Below are 15829 nucleotides of genomic sequence, written 5' to 3'. Positions count from 1 at the left end.
AAAAATAGATTTGGTATGATTTTCCCTATGGATTGTATAAATTGCCTTACCATATGAAGAAGATCATACTAAACCTACTTTTATTCGCTGCCGTGGCAGTAGGATATGCTCAAGAAATAGATAACACATCTACACCACCCGAAGCTTCAACAGAACTAGAGGATGGGTATATAGATGGAAAAGTATTGAGCAGTAGCACAGATATTACCTTACAGAACGTAAATATCCTCAACCTCTCTAATTTTAAAGGAGCAACTACAGATAAGTACGGTAAGTTTGAAATTAAAGCTGAAGTTAATGACACCTTATACTTCTCTTACCTAGGATACAAATCTCTCAAAGTACGCGTAAGCGGTGACTGGATTAAGTATGGGGATGTAAAAATCCAAATGACCGAAATAGGAATTGCACTAGAAGAAGTTGTCGTTCAAGAATTAGAGCTTACTGGATATCTAGAAATTGACGCAAAGAAAGTCCCTATTTATAGCAATCAGCGATACAGTATATCTGGATTAAACTCTGGTTATGAGGTAGGCAAAAGTCAGCCAGGCGCGATATCACGAGTCTTAAGTTCTATTTTTAATCCCGCAGATTTTCTTTATAATATTTTTAGCAGAAAGAAAGGTCAACTTCGCAAGCTTAGGCAAATGAAGGAAGATGACAAAGTGCGCAACTTACTAGAACGTAAATTTGATCGAGAAACCCTGAGTGCTCTTTTACAGATAGATCGTGTTGATATAGACGCCATACTTAAAAATTGTAGCTACTCAGATAATTTTATCATGAGCGCAAATGATCTTCAAATCCTCGATGCAATAAGTGAATGTTATGAGGAGTACAGAGTGCTTCAGAAAAGAGATTAACAATCATTTTATATAAATAAACAATTAAGCCCGCTCTATAGCGGGCTTAATTGTTTTATACTGCGATGTGTATTTACTACGCTTTCGCGAAAACGTGACTCTACAATGCAGCTAACACTAATTCTGGGTCTGCTCTAAGCTTATAATCTTCTGCAAGAAAGTGATAAGAAATCTTTCCACTTTGCTCAATAATATATGTTGCCGCTATAGGAAGCTCATTTTCATCATTACCTTGACTCTCTAAAAGATCAATACCAAATTTTCCATATAATTCTGCAAGCGCCTCTGGAAGTTTAAAAACCAAATTGAGTGATCTTGCTAATTCGTTATTTTCACTGGTAAGGACTTCAAAATCTAGCTGATTTTTCTCCTTAGTAGATAAAGAATTATCTGGTGTTTCTGGTGTGATTGCAATAAGCGTTGCACCTTTCTCTTTAATTTGCGGCAATACTTCCTGAAAAGCTTTAAGTTCTAAATTACAGTAAGGACACCAGCCACCTCTATAAAAAGTAAGCACTACCTTACCTTTTTGTAATTGCTCACTCAGACTAACAGTTTCACCTTGTGCATTTGGCAACTCAAAGTCTGGAAATTGATCTCCTGTCTTTACCGCATGCTCCAACATATTTGTAGCCTTGAGATCTTCAATGGCTTTTCTCATTATATCCTGAGCAGCGCCAGGGTGACGTTTTACGCTATTATCTGCTAGCTCTTTTAGTGATTCAGTAAGTTTCATACTATGATGTTTTAAATTTCTCTGTTGTTCTATAAAAATAGATCAACTTTACACTTATTGACAGCTAATGTATTTGTAATTCAAATTTTCGCGAAAGCGTATCACTCCCCTCTTGCCTCAAGAAATCGCTGCTCAATCCCCTCCACATCCTTAATCATCTTGCGCGTCCACGCTAGTTTTTTATCAAAGAGCTCTTGTTCTGTAAACTGCCAGCCCATGTTTGATTGCTTAAGTTTTGTCATAATATGCTGCAGGGTTATTGCTGCAGAGACAGAGATATTGAGACTTTCTGTAAATCCCACCATAGGAATATAAATAAAGTCGTCTGCCATATCAAGTACAGCCTCACTAAGCCCCTCTGTCTCGCGACCAAAGAAAATTGCCGACTTCTGGGTAACATCAAAATCTTCTAGACGGTGAGCATCTTTATGAGGTGATGTAGCAACAATTTTATAACCTTGCTCTTTTAAGCTATGTATACATTGCTTAGCACTACTGTGACGTTGTACATCTACCCACTTTTGAGCCCCCATTGCAATCTCACGATCTATCCTCTTTACATTAACCTCCTCAATCACATGCAACTCTTGCACCCCAAATGACTCACAGCTGCGTATTACAGCACTAGTATTATGTAATTGATATACATCCTCTACCGCAACGGTAAAATGATTTGTGCGCTCTTTGAGCACCTTATCAAATAATTGAACACGTCTTTCTGTAAGAAATGATTGTAAATATGCTAGAAGCTCTTGATCCATGATTGTTGTTTACACGCCAAAGATACTGTACTTTTAAAATGCAAAACAAACAAGCATGTCTAAACAACAAATAGCTGTACTCTCTGGAGCAGGAATAAGTGCCGAAAGCGGACTCAAAACCTTTAGAGATGCAAATGGTCTCTGGGAAGGTCATGATGTGATGGAGGTCGCTACCCCAGAAGGATGGCGCAATAATCAAGAACTAGTATTGCGCTTCTATAACGATAGAAGAAGACAGCTTCTTGAAGTCACACCTAATGATGCGCATAAAGATCTTGTACTACTAGAGAAAGATTACAATGTGACAATTATCACTCAGAATGTAGACGACCTGCATGAACGCGCAGGCAGCACAAATGTGATGCACCTCCACGGAGAGCTGCTCAAAGTGCGTAGCACCAAGGATAAAAGCAATGTAAAATCATGGACAACCGATTTGCATAAGGGAGATTTGTGTAAAAAAGGCTCACAGTTGCGACCCCATATTGTTTGGTTTGGTGAAGAAGTACCTCTTCTAGACAAAGCAGCAGAAGTTGTCAGTAAAGCGGACTATATAATCATTGTAGGAACTTCTATGCAAGTATATCCTGCGGCTGGACTCATAGACTTTGCAAAAGCTAATGCTCAAATTTATTTCATAGACCCCAAACCCGCAATAAGTCAAAGAGATCGCCTTACAATCGTACCAGAAATAGCTTCAACAGGAATAAAGAAGGTTGTTGAAACCTTAATGAATCTAACTTAACCAATGACCTTATCCGAACTTTATGATGAACTAGCGTATGTAAATCACTCGCGAGAGAAACGCGCATATTACGCACAATTAATCACAAATGAACCTGGTCTTATGGAGCTCGTTCTAGAAATTCTATTTATGGTAGATGACACTAGATCTCCCAAAGCAGGATGGATAGCGGAGTTTGCAACCAAAGAAGACATCACAACCATTCTTCCACATCTTGAGTTATTTACAACTAAGATGCATACTGTTTATCAAGATGCTGCACTGCGACCTGTGAGTAAAATCTGTGAGGAGCTCGCTATCTCCTACTATAAAATGAAGAACCCACAAACGAGAGCCTCCCTAGCCAGAATTCAAAGAGAGCGCATGGTTACCACTGCTTTTGATTGGTTAATAACTGATCAGAAAGTCGCTATTAAAGCGTATTCTATGACTACATTATATCATTTAGGAACAGAAATTGACTGGGTTCACAGAGATTTAAAACGCATCATGGAAGATGGGTATGCCACTGGTAGTGCAGCTTTCAAGGCAAGATGCAGACATGTAAGCTCATGGATAAGTAAGCGTAAAAAAAATTAAATCCCGCTGAGACATAAGCGATGTCTATAAAATAAAAGATATCTCAATAATTTATTGATATTTTCGCAAAGCCACGCTATGACGCACAAACTACTTATCGCTACCATCACTTTACTTACCATAATAAAAGTAAAGGCTCAGGATGTACAACCTTACGAACTAGAAGCTAACTATTTTTACGGCAGTATATTAAGACATAATAAAGATGTCTCCTCCCTTATCACCGGGCATCCAGAAGGACTCATTCTCAGCTATAATAGAAAGACTTATGGACTGAAGGAGTGGGAAAGGCTGTATAATTATCCAGACTGGGGATTCACATTTGCATATCAAGACCTAAAAAACGAAAGTCTAGGAGATACCTATAATGCTCTGGCTCACTACAATTTCTATTTCTTGAATCGCAAGCTCATGTTTAGAATAGGCCAAGGAATTGGGTACACTACAAATCCTTTTGATTTGAAAACTAATGTAGAGAATAACGCATATGGCTCTCGTTTGTTTAGCGCAACACTCGTAATGCTTAATTACAAACAAGCTATCACCCCTGCACTTTCTTTTCAAACGGGACTTACTTTCTTGCACGGCTCTAACGGAAACTTACGAGCACCCAACACCAGTACAAATACCCTCGCTTTTAATGCAGGATTCATTTACAAAGATCAAGCTGTTCCAGAATTGATTCCTAAAGGAAAAAAAGTATCATACAGAGAGCCTATTCACTATAATCTAGCCATAAGCGCTGGAGTCAATGAAAGTGATTTTATAGGCTTAGATAGAGAGCCATTTGTAATAATCTCTGCGTATGCAGATAAGAGATTGAGCAAAAAAAGCACTGTTCTTGCTGGTGTAGAGGCTTTCTTTTCGAAGTTTCTCGATAATGAAATTGAATTCTTATCTGTGGCCTTTCCTAACCGTGGGGTCACCCGAGACCAAGACTGGAAACGCGCAGGAGTCTTTATTGGTCATGAGCTACACCTCAACAATACAGCATTAATAACACATGCGGGATATTACCTTTATTATCCATATGATTTTGAGGGAAGATTTTATCAACGCGTAGGACTTAAACGCACCTTTGGCAAAAAATACTTTGGTAGCGTGTCTGTAAAAACCCATGGAGGAAAGGCAGAAGCAATAGAATTTGGATTAGGCATAAGATTATGAGTTTACAAAGACAAATAGTACATTTTTTAAGTACGCTTTCGCGAAAGCGCAACCTCATCCTACTCCTTCATATCGCACTGCTATTCTCTTGTGATACAGAAAATGCAAATGATTGCTTACAAACGGATGGTGATATCATCACTTATGAAATTGAATTACCTGTGTTCACAAAAATCCAAATGGAAGATGACATTCGTGTGATCCTAAAACAAGGATCTGAACAACAAGTAGTTATTGAAACAGGCGAAAATCTTGTATCAGACCTATATTTTGAAGTGACCGAGGAAACACTCGTATTACAAAATAATAATAGTTGCAATATTTTAAGAGAGTATGGACGAACGTTAGTTACAATAACGTCCCCTAACATTAATTTTATAAGGCAAGCATCCTCCTTTGACATAGAAAGTGAAGGACTTCTGACCTACCCATCTCTCACGATATGGAGTAATACAAGCCCAAACGGTATCAATATAGACGATCCTAATAAAAGTGGGAACATCTATCTGAATCTTGATGTATCGTCATTAACAATATCTGCAAATGGTTCTAGCAACTTTAAAATATCTGGTAGAGCAGATCAAATGAATATCAACTTTAGTGATGAGTTTCCACAGTTTGATGGGAGAGACTTTCTAGTGGATGATATCCAGTTTAGACACACAAGCGCCGCAACGATGGTGTTTAACCCCATAAACAGTCTCAAAGGCACCATACACGCCACAGGTGATGTAATTGCTTTAAAGGAACCACCTTTAGTCGAGGTAGAAGTGCTATTTACGGGACAACTTATCTTTGAAGACTAAAAAGTATTTAATTGTAGAAAACATTGTATCTTTTAATCAGTAATAACAATAAACTTAAATAATGGTAAAAGCAAAATATCAAAACGTTCTTGACCTAGGAGAAAAACTTAACATCCAGAACGGAGATGTAAAAGAAGAAAATGGAGTACTTCACGTAACAGGTACTGCAACAAATCAATATGAGAAAAACCAACTTTGGGATGCTATAAAAGCGGCTGGAGGAGAAAATCCAGGTGACATTGTAGCAGACATTAAAGTTGCAGACACATCTGTTTATGCACGTCATACAGTTGCGAGTGGAGACACACTAGGCAAGATTGCAAAGCATTATTATGGAGATGCAATGAAGTACAAAGAGATTTTTGAAGCAAATAAAGACATCCTTAAAAACCCAGATGTTATACATCCAGATCAGAATCTTGTGATTCCTAATCTAGGATAATATTCAATAACAACATTGAATTACAATCATAAAAAAAGCTCCCAATTCGGGAGCTTTTTGCATTTTAGTCTAATCTAAAAATTCTACACTAAGTATTTAAAATCAAATACTTACAATGATTATATAAATCAATAGTTTATATTCTAAAATTATCCTAATCCTGAGATGTAATTTCCATAAAGATCATTAAAACGCATCCCTGTGGTGAGTTTATATTTGCTCAGTTTCTTATATTCTACAAGTCCAAAAAGGATAAACTCTTTTAAGAAATAGCGGTCCTCCTCTACTGTTTCGGGCTGATATTTATTTACGAGTTCTTCTAAAGGAGTAATGCTGTCTAGCATTAATTTGTATTCTTTGTCAGTCAAATTATCTTCAAGTTCAAAACCACTTTGCTCAAAGAACCAAGCCAAGACATCACCATAAGGATCTTCTTGATTATCCTTTACAAGCTTTTCGATCTTTGGGAAATAATCATCAAAAAGTGAACGCGTTGCATCACCTATAAGAATTTTTGCAACCTCATCTGCTCCCTCTTGTTCTCCTTCATATACTAATTCTACCTTTCCGGTAATCGCAGGAATTATACCCATAAGATCAGAATATCGTATTGTAGTAGTTGTATCTCCAGATAATAGCATACGACGCTCTGCTGTACTCATTAAGTTTTCAAATGCAGTTATACTCATACGTGCACTTATACCACTCTTCTCATCTATATACTCGCTCTCTCTAGCCACAAAACCTATCTCTTCTATAAGATCTTTTACTAGATTAGGTACGTGTACTTTAGTTTTCTGGCGCTCGTCAAGATTTGCTTCTTGATCTGTTATAGTACGCGCGATAGCTACTGTTTCTGGATAGTGAGTGAGTATTTGAGAGCCTATACGGTCTTTAAGCGGTGTAACTATGCTACCTCTATTTGTATAATCCTCTGGATTTGCAGTGAATACAAACTGCATATCAAGCGGTAGTCTCAATTTAAAGCCGCGTATTTGAATATCACCTTCTTGTAGAATATTAAACAAAGCCACTTGTATACGTGCTTGTAAATCTGGCAACTCGTTGATTACAAAAATTGACCTGTTTGCACGAGGAATCATTCCGTAGTGTATCACACGATCATCTGCATAGCTTAATTTAAGGTTTGCTGCCTTTATAGGATCTACGTCACCTACTATATCTGCCACAGTTACATCTGGTGTTGCGAGCTTCTCTGCAAAGCGCTCAGATCTATGTACCCAATCGATAGGTGTGTCATCTCCTTTTTCCTTTATAAGCTCTGTAGCAAACCTCGAGATAGGATTAAGCGGATCATCATTAATTTCTGATCCTGCTACTACAGGCATCCATTCGTCAAGGAGATTTACCATTTGACGTGCAAGTCTAGTTTTTGCTTGACCACGTAGCCCTAATAAATTGATATTATGTTTACTTAATATGGCTCTTTCTAGTTCTGGTATAACCGTATGCTCATAACCGTGTATACCTGTAAATGTAGGTGTACCGGCTTGTAATTTTGATATAAGGTGCTCGCGCAACTCTTCTTTTATACTTCTAGATGTCCACGATGCTTTTTTAAGAGCTCCAAGTGTTTTTATTTCTGTATGATTCATAGCTATTCTTGTTTTACCTCATCTCACAATGAGGTATCTATTCTTTTTTTTTTACAATTATTTTATTCTTTTCTTTCTGTTGCTTTCATAATCTTGAAAGATCATCTCCCCTAGACCTTGCAGTCCTGTATAGAACGCTTTTCCTTGGTTTGCCTCAGTAAAATTATCTACAAACTGTTGCAGGTAAGGATCATTTGCAATCATAAATGTTGTGATAGGTATATGAAGCTTACGTGCTTGTCTAGCCATACTGTAACACTTGTTTACAATATACTCGTCTAGTCCATTTGGGTTTTTATAGTAGCGCCCGTCTTTAAGCTTTATACAAGATGGCTTACCATCTGTAATATTAAAGATCTGTTTATTTGAGTTACGCTTACGTCTCAAGATATCCATAGCGAGATTAAGACCTGCTACTGTGTTAGTGTGATAAGGCCCCACTTGTAAATACGGTAAATCCTTAATTTTAATAGGCCAGGCATCGTTCCCATATACAATTATATCTAAAGAGTCTTTTGGATACCTCGTTGTGATAAGCTGTGCAAGTGCCATCGCTACCTTTTTGGCTGGAGTAATACGATCTTCTCCATAGAGTATCATACTATGCGATATATCTATCATAAGTACGGTACTCATCTGTGCCTTAAAGTGGGTTTCTTCTACCACGAGGTCGCTTTCGCGTAAGCGGAAATCTTCTGCACCATTATTAATTTGGGCATTACGCAAACTTTCTGTCATAGAGATACGCTCTAGCCCATCACCAAAACGATACTCGCGATAATCACCAGTATGCTCATCTCCTCTACCGTTAAGTTTTGACCTATGGTTACCCTGAGAGCTCTTTTTAAGCTTACCAAAAATTTGATCTAGGGCTCTCTTACGTATGGCGCGCTCTGTCTTTTCTGTGATAGCCGTGCCGTTATTACCGTCTGGCTTAACTTCTTCTCGTATGTAGCCTTTGTCTTTAAGCTCTTGTACAAAGTCGTCTAAGGTATACTCATCATTTGTGAGTTTATATTCTTTATCAAGCTCTTTTAGCCAGTCCATCGCCTCGTCAAAATCACCAGAGGTGTGGGTGATGAGCTCTTGAAATATATCAAGCAGCTGATCAAAAAGGGGTTTTTGCGGAGCGTGATAGGTTTTGAATACAAAACCGCTCCTATTTTGTTGTTTTCTCATAGCTGTATAAAATTACTACCTAATAGGTCAATAAAAAAGCGCCTCGACAGAGGCGCTTCTTAATTCTTTATTAAAAGTGAGTGGTAATTACTTCCCTTTAGGCATAATTACGGTGTCTATAGCGTGTATCACTCCGTTTGAAGCATCTACATCTGTCATAATAATTACAGATGTCCCACCTTTTGCATCTTTAATAACAACATTTTCTCCGTCCATCATTAAAGTAATTTGCTCTCCCATCACTGTGTTTGTACTAAAAGAACCATTGTTCTTTTTAATAGCGGCAACTACGTCTCCAGCCATATACTCACCAGCTACTACGTGGTAGGTTAAGATATCTGTTAACATTGCTTTGTTTTCTGGCTTTACTAGAGTACCTACAGTTCTTTCTGGTAGTTTTGCAAAAGCATCATTTGTAGGTGCAAATACAGTAAATGGTCCCGTACTAGCCAAAGTTTCTACAAGTCCTGCTGCTTTTACAGCTGTTACTAGTGTTGTAAAATTTTCATTACCCACAGCGATATCTACTATTGTACCTGGCTCTTCTACCACAGGCTCTTCTAGTTCTACTACTGCTTGTGCAACTTCCTCATTTGTTTCTGTTGCTTTTTCTTTAGTTCCTTCGGCGCAAGAAGCAAATAATAATCCTGCTGTTGCTGCCATTAATAAAATCTTTTTCATAACAATTGGTTTTTTTATTTGTTCAAAGATATGTTCATATTCTTAAACAAAAAGCTAATGTTATACCAATGTCTTGTTAATTATTTCATAAGACCTTATTAGGGATACAATTACGCTTTCGCGAAAGCGTGAATAAAACCTTTAAAACATAGCGCATCCATTAACAACTATTTAAGAAATTAAGATTGTCTTTTAATTAACTTTAGTCCCTTGACCGAAAGGTCATTATAATTCAACCAAAATTTTATAATGAAACAACTCTTCTCACTCCTACTGCTATGCATCTGCACAGTAGTATCTGCTCAAAAACTTGATATGTCCTTGCTCAAGGATGTACAACCCCGTAACATAGGCCCAGGCGGTATGTCTGGTCGTGTGACTGCTATAGATGTGGTTACAGATAATCCAGATGTAATGTACGTAGGTACAGCTTCTGGAGGTTTATGGAAATCTACTTCTGGAGGAATAAAATGGGATCCTGTTTTTGAAAACGAGCTCACAGCATCTATAGGAGCGGTAGCGATACAGCAATCTAACCCATCTGTGATATGGGTAGGTACAGGTGAAGGAAACCCACGTAACTCCCTTAATGGTGGTTATGGTGTTTATAAATCACTAGATGGCGGTAAGACGTGGCAATCTATGGGATTAGAAAAAACTCGTCACATACACCGTGTTATTATAGACCCTACTAATCCAGATGTGGTTTATGTGGGTGCTATAGGTTCTCCTTGGGGAGAACACCCAGAACGTGGTGTTTTTAAAACTACAGATGGTGGTAAAACTTGGAACAAGGTTTTATTTACAAACATCAAGTCTGGTGTGGCAGATATGGTTATGGACCCTACAAATCCTAATAAACTTATTGTAGCAATGTGGGAGCACAAACGTGACCCTTGGTTCTTTAAGTCTGGTGGTGAAGGTTCTGGTATGTATATGACGCACGATGGTGGTGACACTTGGAAAGAGCTTACAGATCAAGATGGACTTCCTAAAGGAGAACTAGGTCGCATAGGTCTCTCTATTGCGCCTGGAAGCCCTAACGTGGTTTATGCGCTTGTAGAAGCAAAGAAGAATGCATTGTACCGCTCTAATGATGGCGGCTTTAACTGGAAAAAGATTAATGACAAGAGTGACATAGGCAACAGACCATTTTACTATAGTGATATACACGTAGATCCACAAAATGAAAATCGTGTGTTTTCTGTATTTACCTATGTAAACGTGTCTGAAGATGGTGGGAAGAATTTTGACCAACTTATGGGCGCTTACGGTGTAGATAACGGTGTACACCCAGATCACCACGCCTGGTGGATACACCCTAATAATGGGAAGTTTATGATGGACGGTAATGACGGCGGTCTTAACATCACAAAAGACGGTGGTAAGACGTGGCGTTTTATAGGTAACTTACCTGTAGCTCAGTTTTATCACATTAATGTAGATAATGAGTTTCCTTATAATGTATATGGAGGTATGCAAGATAATGGATCGTGGAGAGGACCTGCCTATGTATGGAAAGCTCAAGGTATACGTAACGATTACTGGCAAGAAATCTCTTTTGGAGATGGTTTTGACGTAGTGCCAGATCGCGATGATAGCCAGTACGGGTGGTCTATGAGTCAGCAGGGGTTTGTGAGCCGTTATGATTACAAAACAGGAAATAACTATGGTGTAAAGCCTACGCACCCAGATGCAGATGTAAAACTTCGTTTTAACTGGAACAGTGCTATTAATATTGATCCTTTTGATAACAGTACTATATACTTTGGTAGTCAGTTTGTACATAAGTCTACAGATAAGGGACTCACTTGGGAAGTAATCTCTCCAGACCTTACAACAAACGACCCAGAGAAACAGAAGCAATCTGAATCTGGCGGTCTTACTATGGATGCCACTGGTGCAGAAAATCACACTACCATTCTTGTTATAGAACCTTCTCCGCTTGAAAAAGATATGTTTTGGGTAGGTACAGACGATGGCCGTGTACATTATACTACAAATGGCGGAGCTTCTTACACAGAAGTGTCTAATAACTTAAAAGGTTTACCAAAAGGAAGCTGGATAGTACAAATTAAAGCAAGTGATAAGAATAAAGGTGAAGCGCTTCTAGTTGCAAACGACTATAGACGCTTTAACTACACTCCTTATGCCTACAGAACCACAAATTATGGTAAAAGCTGGACGCGCATTGTAGATGAGAATGATGTGCAGAGTTATGCGTTATCAATTATAGAAGATCCAGAAGAAAAGAATCTTTTGTTCTTAGGTACAGATGACGGTCTTTATGTGTCTATTGATGCAGGTAACAACTGGCAGAAATGGACTAAAGGATTCCCTACTACTTCGGTAAAAGATTTAGTAATTCACCCTAGAGAGCAGGATCTTGTGATTGGAACCTTTGGGCGTGCAGCCTGGGTTCTTGATGATATAAGACCACTGCGTAAGATAGCGAGTGATAGAAGTACGCTTTCGCGAAAGCTACAACTCTTCACCCCTCCTACTGCATATGACGCATCATACCAGCAACCTACGGGAAGTCGTTTTGGAGCAGATGCCATTTATAACGGTGAGAACAGAAAAAGCGGTGCGCAAATCGCTTACTATGTAACTAAACAAAAAGTAGATAAAAAGAAAAAAGGCGATGATAAAGCTGCCGAAGAAGCAGATGAGGTAAAAGTAACTTGGGATTCTATCCACCTTAAAATATATGATGGTGCTAGACAGATACGTCACCTCAAGTGGAAAACTCCAGACAGTACAGGTATTTATAAAACTACTTGGTATATGAATGAGTCTGGTGGTGATCGCCCATCTAGACGCATAAGAAAACGTAAGAATGAACCTAGAGGAGTTTCTGTTAAACCAGGAACTTACAAGCTTGTAATGCAATATGGAGATCAAACAAGCGAGAGCGCTATCACAGTAGAGAGCGACCCAAGGTATGATGTTCCGCAAAAAGCAATAGACGATAGTTACAATGCTGCCAAAGATCTTGAAGCGATGACTCAAGTAGCCGCAGATGCTGTAAAACAACTTGTAGAGAGCAAGAACCTTGCAAATGATTACAAGAAAATGATTAACAAACTTGATGATAAAAAGGCGTATAAAGATGAGCTAGCCTCTATAAAAGATATGGATAAGCGCATAGATGAGGTAATCGCATTATACATAGGTAAGGTAGATAAAAGGCAAGGTATCACACGTAATCCAGAAATCACAGTGATGAATCGTATAGGTGCTGCCAGTGGTTATGTACGTAGTCGCCCTAACGGACTTACTACGACAGAGACTACTCTTATGTCACACGCACGTAATGAGCTACAGAGCGCTCTAGAGAAGACTAATACATTCTTTAGCACGGAGTGGGCGCCATTTGAAACTACGCTAAAAGCTATGGATGTAAGTAGCTTTAAAGAGATAAAAACGTTTAAATTAGACTAAGTATGAAAAAGCTTTTAGCCTTATTACTATTATTCTCATCTCTTGTATCATTACAAGCCCAAGACCGTGGCGAAGATGATCTAGGCGCGTGGGCAATGATATTTACAAATAATAGAATATCAGAAAAGCTAAGCATACACGCAGAGGCACAATATAGAACGTATGAGTTTGGGAGTAACTTTAATCAGCTACTCCTGCGTACGGCTCTTAACTACCATATATCAGATAAGGCTATGGCTTCTTTTGGGTATGGTAACATCACCACAGACACAAACTTTCTTGAGTTTGCAGGTGAAGAGAATGTAAATGAAAATCGTCTGTATGAGCAGTTTGTTCTTAAAAATAGTCTTGGCAAGTTTAACTTTAGCCATAGATATCGACTAGAGCAACGTTTTATAAATAGACCTGCTGGTGAGAACACAACAGAGCATAGAGCACGTTACTTTTTACGAGTAACCTACCCTCTTAATGACAATGGTTTCTAACCGCATATGATGAGATTTTTATAAATCTGCAGAATGACTTTTTTGGACAGAATAGACTCTACGGCGCTTTAGGCTACAACTTTAGCGAGAACCTAAGTGCACAAATTGGATATCTCAAAAATGATTTTGCGGTAGACACCTATGACAGGTTTCAACTCGCTGTTTTTATAAAAACAGACTGGCGAAATAAAAAAGGATGATAACATACCTATAACGATTAAAAAACCTCAATCTTATGATTGGGGTTTTCTTTTTTTAAGCTTTCGCGAAAGCGGAATAGAAAAATATGATAATTGTGTAAAAAACAAGAAGGATAACCTTTATTGTATATTAATTACACGTAATAATCGTACATTAAATTCTTTAAAGATAGGTTGCCCTTTTTCCTTCGACAGAAGAGCTACAACCATTAAACATATTACGTATTATGAGATCGAGTAAAATAAACTTTACAAATGCACACGGAGAAGTATTGGCTGGAAGATTAGATCTACCTGCAAATCAAGACCCACATAACTTTGCCATTTTTGCACATTGCTTTACCTGTACAAAAGATTTTAGTGCTGTGCGCAATGTAAGTAGAGCACTTGCCTCTCAAGGTTTTGGCGTGTTACGCTTTGATTTTACGGGTTTAGGTGACAGTGATGGTGACTTTGCAGATACAAACTTCTCCAGTAATGTAGATGATCTTATAAGCGCTGCAGATTTTCTTGCCAAAGAATACAAAGCGCCCTCTTTACTTGTGGGACACTCGCTAGGTGGTGCTGCAGCAATTTTTGCAGGTGGTAAGATTGATACGATAAAGGCTGTCGCAACTATAGGGGCTCCTAGCAACCCAGTACACGTACAAAAGCAACTAGGCTCTCAGCTTTCAGTAATAAAAGATAAAGGTCAGGCTAATGTAAAACTCGCAGGGCGTGACTTTACTTTTAAAAAGCAGTTTATAGATAATCTAGAAGAAAACTCTTGTGTAGAAGCTGCTCGTAACCTTCACGAAGCCTTACTTATACTCCACTCACCTCAAGACGATACCGTTTCTATAAAAAATGCCGAAGAAATATACCACGCCGCTCATCACCCTAAGAGCTTTGTAACCCTAGATGGATCTGAGCACTTACTTATTGATAAAGAAAATGCAGCTTACGTAGGTAAAATAATTGCTGGATGGGCCGCGAGATATATACCGCAACCTGTTCAAGAAACCATAAAAACCACCTTTCAAGTGGTGGCAAGCCTAGATGACGAGGAGGGCTTTACAACCTTACTAAAATTAGGTAATCACCATATGAAGGCAGATGAGCCGGTACGCGTAGGCGGAAACGACTATGGTCCTACCCCGTATGAGTTACTCGCAGGTAGTCTTTCTGCCTGTACCGCAATGACCATACAGATGTATGCAAAGCGCAAAAAGTGGCTTGTAGAAAACGTTGAGGTACACACCAGTTACAGTAAAACGCACGCTCAAGATTGTGTTGCTTGTGAAGATAACCCTTCGGCAAAGATTGATACCTTTCATCGTGAGATTAAAATAACGTCAGATCTTGATGAGAAGCAGCTCAATCGTCTTTTACAAATTGCAGACAAATGCCCAGTACACAAAACCCTTCATAGCGAGACACAGGTAATAACAACGCTTAGTTAGAATTACGCTTTCGCGAAAGCGTATTCACGTAAACCAATATTAATTATGCCAAAAGTTCGAAAAGAATCTCAAGTTCATTTCGAACTTTTTTACCACATAGGTTACTAAATTGTAAACTATTACTTAGCACACGCAACGTATAGATAGTTACTGCATCTTATGCAAAACTATATTATATGAAACACGTATGTATCCTACTACTCGTATCTTTCTCACTACTGAGCTGTGTAACAGACAGAAACAGTGATGATGTAGATACCATTGACCTATTAACAAACTATGATGCGATTACACTTGATCGCCCTACGTTTGAAGCAAGCGTCACTCTTGAAGACGCTAGAACCATTGTAAACTCAGGTAAAATTTATGTTCTTAATGGTTTACTATTTGTAAACGAAAAGAACAAGGGTTTTCACATTTTTGATAATGAAAATCCATCTTCACCTATTGCTCTTGCCTATATAAAGGCACCTGGAGCAACAGATCTCGCAATTAAAAATAATGTGTATTACATCAATCAAGCTGTAGACCTTATTGCGGCTACTTATGATAAACAAACAGCAAACTTGCAAGTAACAAAGCGCATTAGAGAGGTATTTCCTCCTAAAATATCTCCAGATGGATTTATACACGACATCCCAGATGGAGAAATTATCATTGATTACGAACTTGAAGATTAAATA

16 protein-coding genes are annotated in these 15829 nt (G+C 38.4%); 11 read left to right on the top strand and 5 right to left on the bottom strand.

The window, feature by feature from the left end:
- The first annotated feature begins 53 nt into the window (after nt 1–53).
- Nucleotides 54–863, top strand: a complete 810-nt coding sequence (locus D017_RS12240) for a carboxypeptidase-like regulatory domain-containing protein (RefSeq protein ID WP_035336818.1) — start codon at nt 54–56, stop codon at nt 861–863.
- 100 nt (nt 864–963) lie between these two features.
- Here the strand turns inward: D017_RS12240 and D017_RS12235 are convergent, their stop codons facing one another.
- Nucleotides 964–1599 (bottom strand): peroxiredoxin-like family protein, encoded by a 636-nt coding sequence (locus D017_RS12235; protein ID WP_035336816.1) that lies wholly within the window; start codon nt 1597–1599, stop codon nt 964–966.
- A gap of 101 nt (nt 1600–1700) precedes the next feature.
- Nucleotides 1701–2360, bottom strand: coding sequence for an RNA methyltransferase (locus D017_RS12230; protein ID WP_035336815.1), 660 nt, complete (start codon nt 2358–2360; stop codon nt 1701–1703).
- Nucleotides 2361–2415: 55 nt separating this feature from the next.
- Here D017_RS12230 and D017_RS12225 point away from each other — a divergent pair, with 55 nt between their 5' ends.
- The 5 genes from D017_RS12225 (at nt 2416) to D017_RS12205 (ending at nt 6099) form a co-directional block, all read left to right on the top strand.
- Entirely contained in the window at nt 2416–3105 is a 690-nt protein-coding gene (locus D017_RS12225; protein WP_035336814.1) for a Sir2 family NAD-dependent protein deacetylase, read from the top strand.
- Nucleotides 3106–3108: 3 nt separating this feature from the next.
- A complete protein-coding gene (locus D017_RS12220; RefSeq protein WP_035336813.1) occupies nt 3109–3684 on the top strand; it encodes a hypothetical protein in 576 nt (191 codons plus the stop codon).
- A 78-nt stretch (nt 3685–3762) separates the two neighbouring features.
- Entirely contained in the window at nt 3763–4851 is a 1089-nt protein-coding gene (locus D017_RS12215; protein WP_035336812.1) for an acyloxyacyl hydrolase, read from the top strand.
- Entirely contained in the window at nt 4848–5657 is an 810-nt protein-coding gene (locus tag D017_RS12210; protein ID WP_051583903.1) for a head GIN domain-containing protein, read from the top strand. The genes D017_RS12215 and D017_RS12210 overlap by 4 nt, the downstream gene beginning before the upstream one ends.
- 61 nt (nt 5658–5718) lie before the next feature.
- A complete protein-coding gene (locus D017_RS12205; protein ID WP_021778981.1) occupies nt 5719–6099 on the top strand; it encodes a LysM peptidoglycan-binding domain-containing protein in 381 nt (126 codons plus the stop codon).
- A 149-nt stretch (nt 6100–6248) separates the two neighbouring features.
- Here D017_RS12205 and D017_RS12200 read toward each other — a convergent pair whose 3' ends face one another.
- The 3 genes from D017_RS12200 to D017_RS12190 all read right to left on the bottom strand — a co-directional run bounded on the left by D017_RS12200 (nt 6249) and on the right by D017_RS12190 (nt 9575).
- Entirely contained in the window at nt 6249–7715 is a 1467-nt protein-coding gene (locus D017_RS12200) for a sigma 54-interacting transcriptional regulator (RefSeq protein ID WP_035336808.1), read from the bottom strand.
- A 57-nt stretch (nt 7716–7772) separates the two neighbouring features.
- The gene (locus D017_RS12195; RefSeq protein ID WP_035336807.1) at nt 7773–8894 is read right to left on the bottom strand and encodes a VWA domain-containing protein; all 1122 of its coding nucleotides are present in this window, start codon (nt 8892–8894) and stop codon (nt 7773–7775) included.
- 87 nt (nt 8895–8981) lie between these two features.
- The gene (locus D017_RS12190; protein WP_035336806.1) at nt 8982–9575 is read right to left on the bottom strand and encodes a fasciclin domain-containing protein; all 594 of its coding nucleotides are present in this window, start codon (nt 9573–9575) and stop codon (nt 8982–8984) included.
- Nucleotides 9576–9824: 249 nt separating this feature from the next.
- On the opposite strand from D017_RS12190, the gene D017_RS12185 reads away from it, so the two are divergent.
- From D017_RS12185 to D017_RS12170, 5 genes are all read left to right on the top strand, one after another.
- A complete protein-coding gene (locus tag D017_RS12185) occupies nt 9825–13019 on the top strand; it encodes a hypothetical protein (RefSeq protein WP_035336805.1) in 3195 nt (1064 codons plus the stop codon).
- Nucleotides 13020–13021: 2 nt separating this feature from the next.
- Entirely contained in the window at nt 13022–13504 is a 483-nt protein-coding gene (locus D017_RS12180; protein ID WP_262485444.1) for a DUF2490 domain-containing protein, read from the top strand.
- Nucleotides 13505–13518: 14 nt separating this feature from the next.
- On the top strand, nt 13519–13704 hold the full coding sequence (locus D017_RS15540) for a DUF2490 domain-containing protein (protein WP_343215436.1): 186 nt from the start codon (nt 13519–13521) through the stop codon (nt 13702–13704).
- Between the two features lie 227 nt (nt 13705–13931).
- Entirely contained in the window at nt 13932–15146 is a 1215-nt protein-coding gene (locus D017_RS12175) for a bifunctional alpha/beta hydrolase/OsmC family protein (RefSeq protein ID WP_035336803.1), read from the top strand.
- A 176-nt stretch (nt 15147–15322) separates the two neighbouring features.
- Nucleotides 15323–15826: a hypothetical protein gene (locus D017_RS12170; protein ID WP_035336801.1), complete on the top strand. Its 504-nt coding sequence runs from the start codon at nt 15323–15325 to the stop codon at nt 15824–15826.
- Nucleotides 15827–15829: the final 3 nt, after the last annotated feature.

The organism is Dokdonia sp. PRO95 (genome assembly GCF_000355805.1).
Lineage (GTDB): Bacteria > Bacteroidota > Bacteroidia > Flavobacteriales > Flavobacteriaceae > Dokdonia.
Note: the sequence above shows the minus strand (reverse complement) of the source record. Positions and strands in the feature narration are given on the sequence as shown.

Excerpts from the sequence above, each read along its gene's own strand:
- D017_RS12175 (WP_035336803.1), top strand. The coding sequence starts at position 13,932 with ATGAGATCGAGTAAAATAAACTTTACAAATGCACACGGAGAAGTATTG.
- D017_RS12240 (WP_035336818.1), top strand. The coding sequence starts at position 54 with ATGAAGAAGATCATACTAAACCTACTTTTATTCGCTGCCGTGGCAGTA.
- D017_RS12205 (WP_021778981.1), top strand. The coding sequence starts at position 5,719 with ATGGTAAAAGCAAAATATCAAAACGTTCTTGACCTAGGAGAAAAACTT.
- D017_RS12185 (WP_035336805.1), top strand. The coding sequence starts at position 9,825 with ATGAAACAACTCTTCTCACTCCTACTGCTATGCATCTGCACAGTAGTA.
- D017_RS12195 (WP_035336807.1), bottom strand. The coding sequence starts at position 8,894 with ATGAGAAAACAACAAAATAGGAGCGGTTTTGTATTCAAAACCTATCAC.
- D017_RS12180 (WP_262485444.1), top strand. The coding sequence starts at position 13,022 with ATGAAAAAGCTTTTAGCCTTATTACTATTATTCTCATCTCTTGTATCA.
- D017_RS12235 (WP_035336816.1), bottom strand. The coding sequence starts at position 1,599 with ATGAAACTTACTGAATCACTAAAAGAGCTAGCAGATAATAGCGTAAAA.
- D017_RS12215 (WP_035336812.1), top strand. The coding sequence starts at position 3,763 with ATGACGCACAAACTACTTATCGCTACCATCACTTTACTTACCATAATA.
- D017_RS12200 (WP_035336808.1), bottom strand. The coding sequence starts at position 7,715 with ATGAATCATACAGAAATAAAAACACTTGGAGCTCTTAAAAAAGCATCG.
- D017_RS12170 (WP_035336801.1), top strand. The coding sequence starts at position 15,323 with ATGAAACACGTATGTATCCTACTACTCGTATCTTTCTCACTACTGAGC.
- D017_RS12230 (WP_035336815.1), bottom strand. The coding sequence starts at position 2,360 with ATGGATCAAGAGCTTCTAGCATATTTACAATCATTTCTTACAGAAAGA.
- D017_RS12210 (WP_051583903.1), top strand. The coding sequence starts at position 4,848 with ATGAGTTTACAAAGACAAATAGTACATTTTTTAAGTACGCTTTCGCGA.
- D017_RS12220 (WP_035336813.1), top strand. The coding sequence starts at position 3,109 with ATGACCTTATCCGAACTTTATGATGAACTAGCGTATGTAAATCACTCG.
- D017_RS12225 (WP_035336814.1), top strand. The coding sequence starts at position 2,416 with ATGTCTAAACAACAAATAGCTGTACTCTCTGGAGCAGGAATAAGTGCC.
- D017_RS12190 (WP_035336806.1), bottom strand. The coding sequence starts at position 9,575 with ATGAAAAAGATTTTATTAATGGCAGCAACAGCAGGATTATTATTTGCT.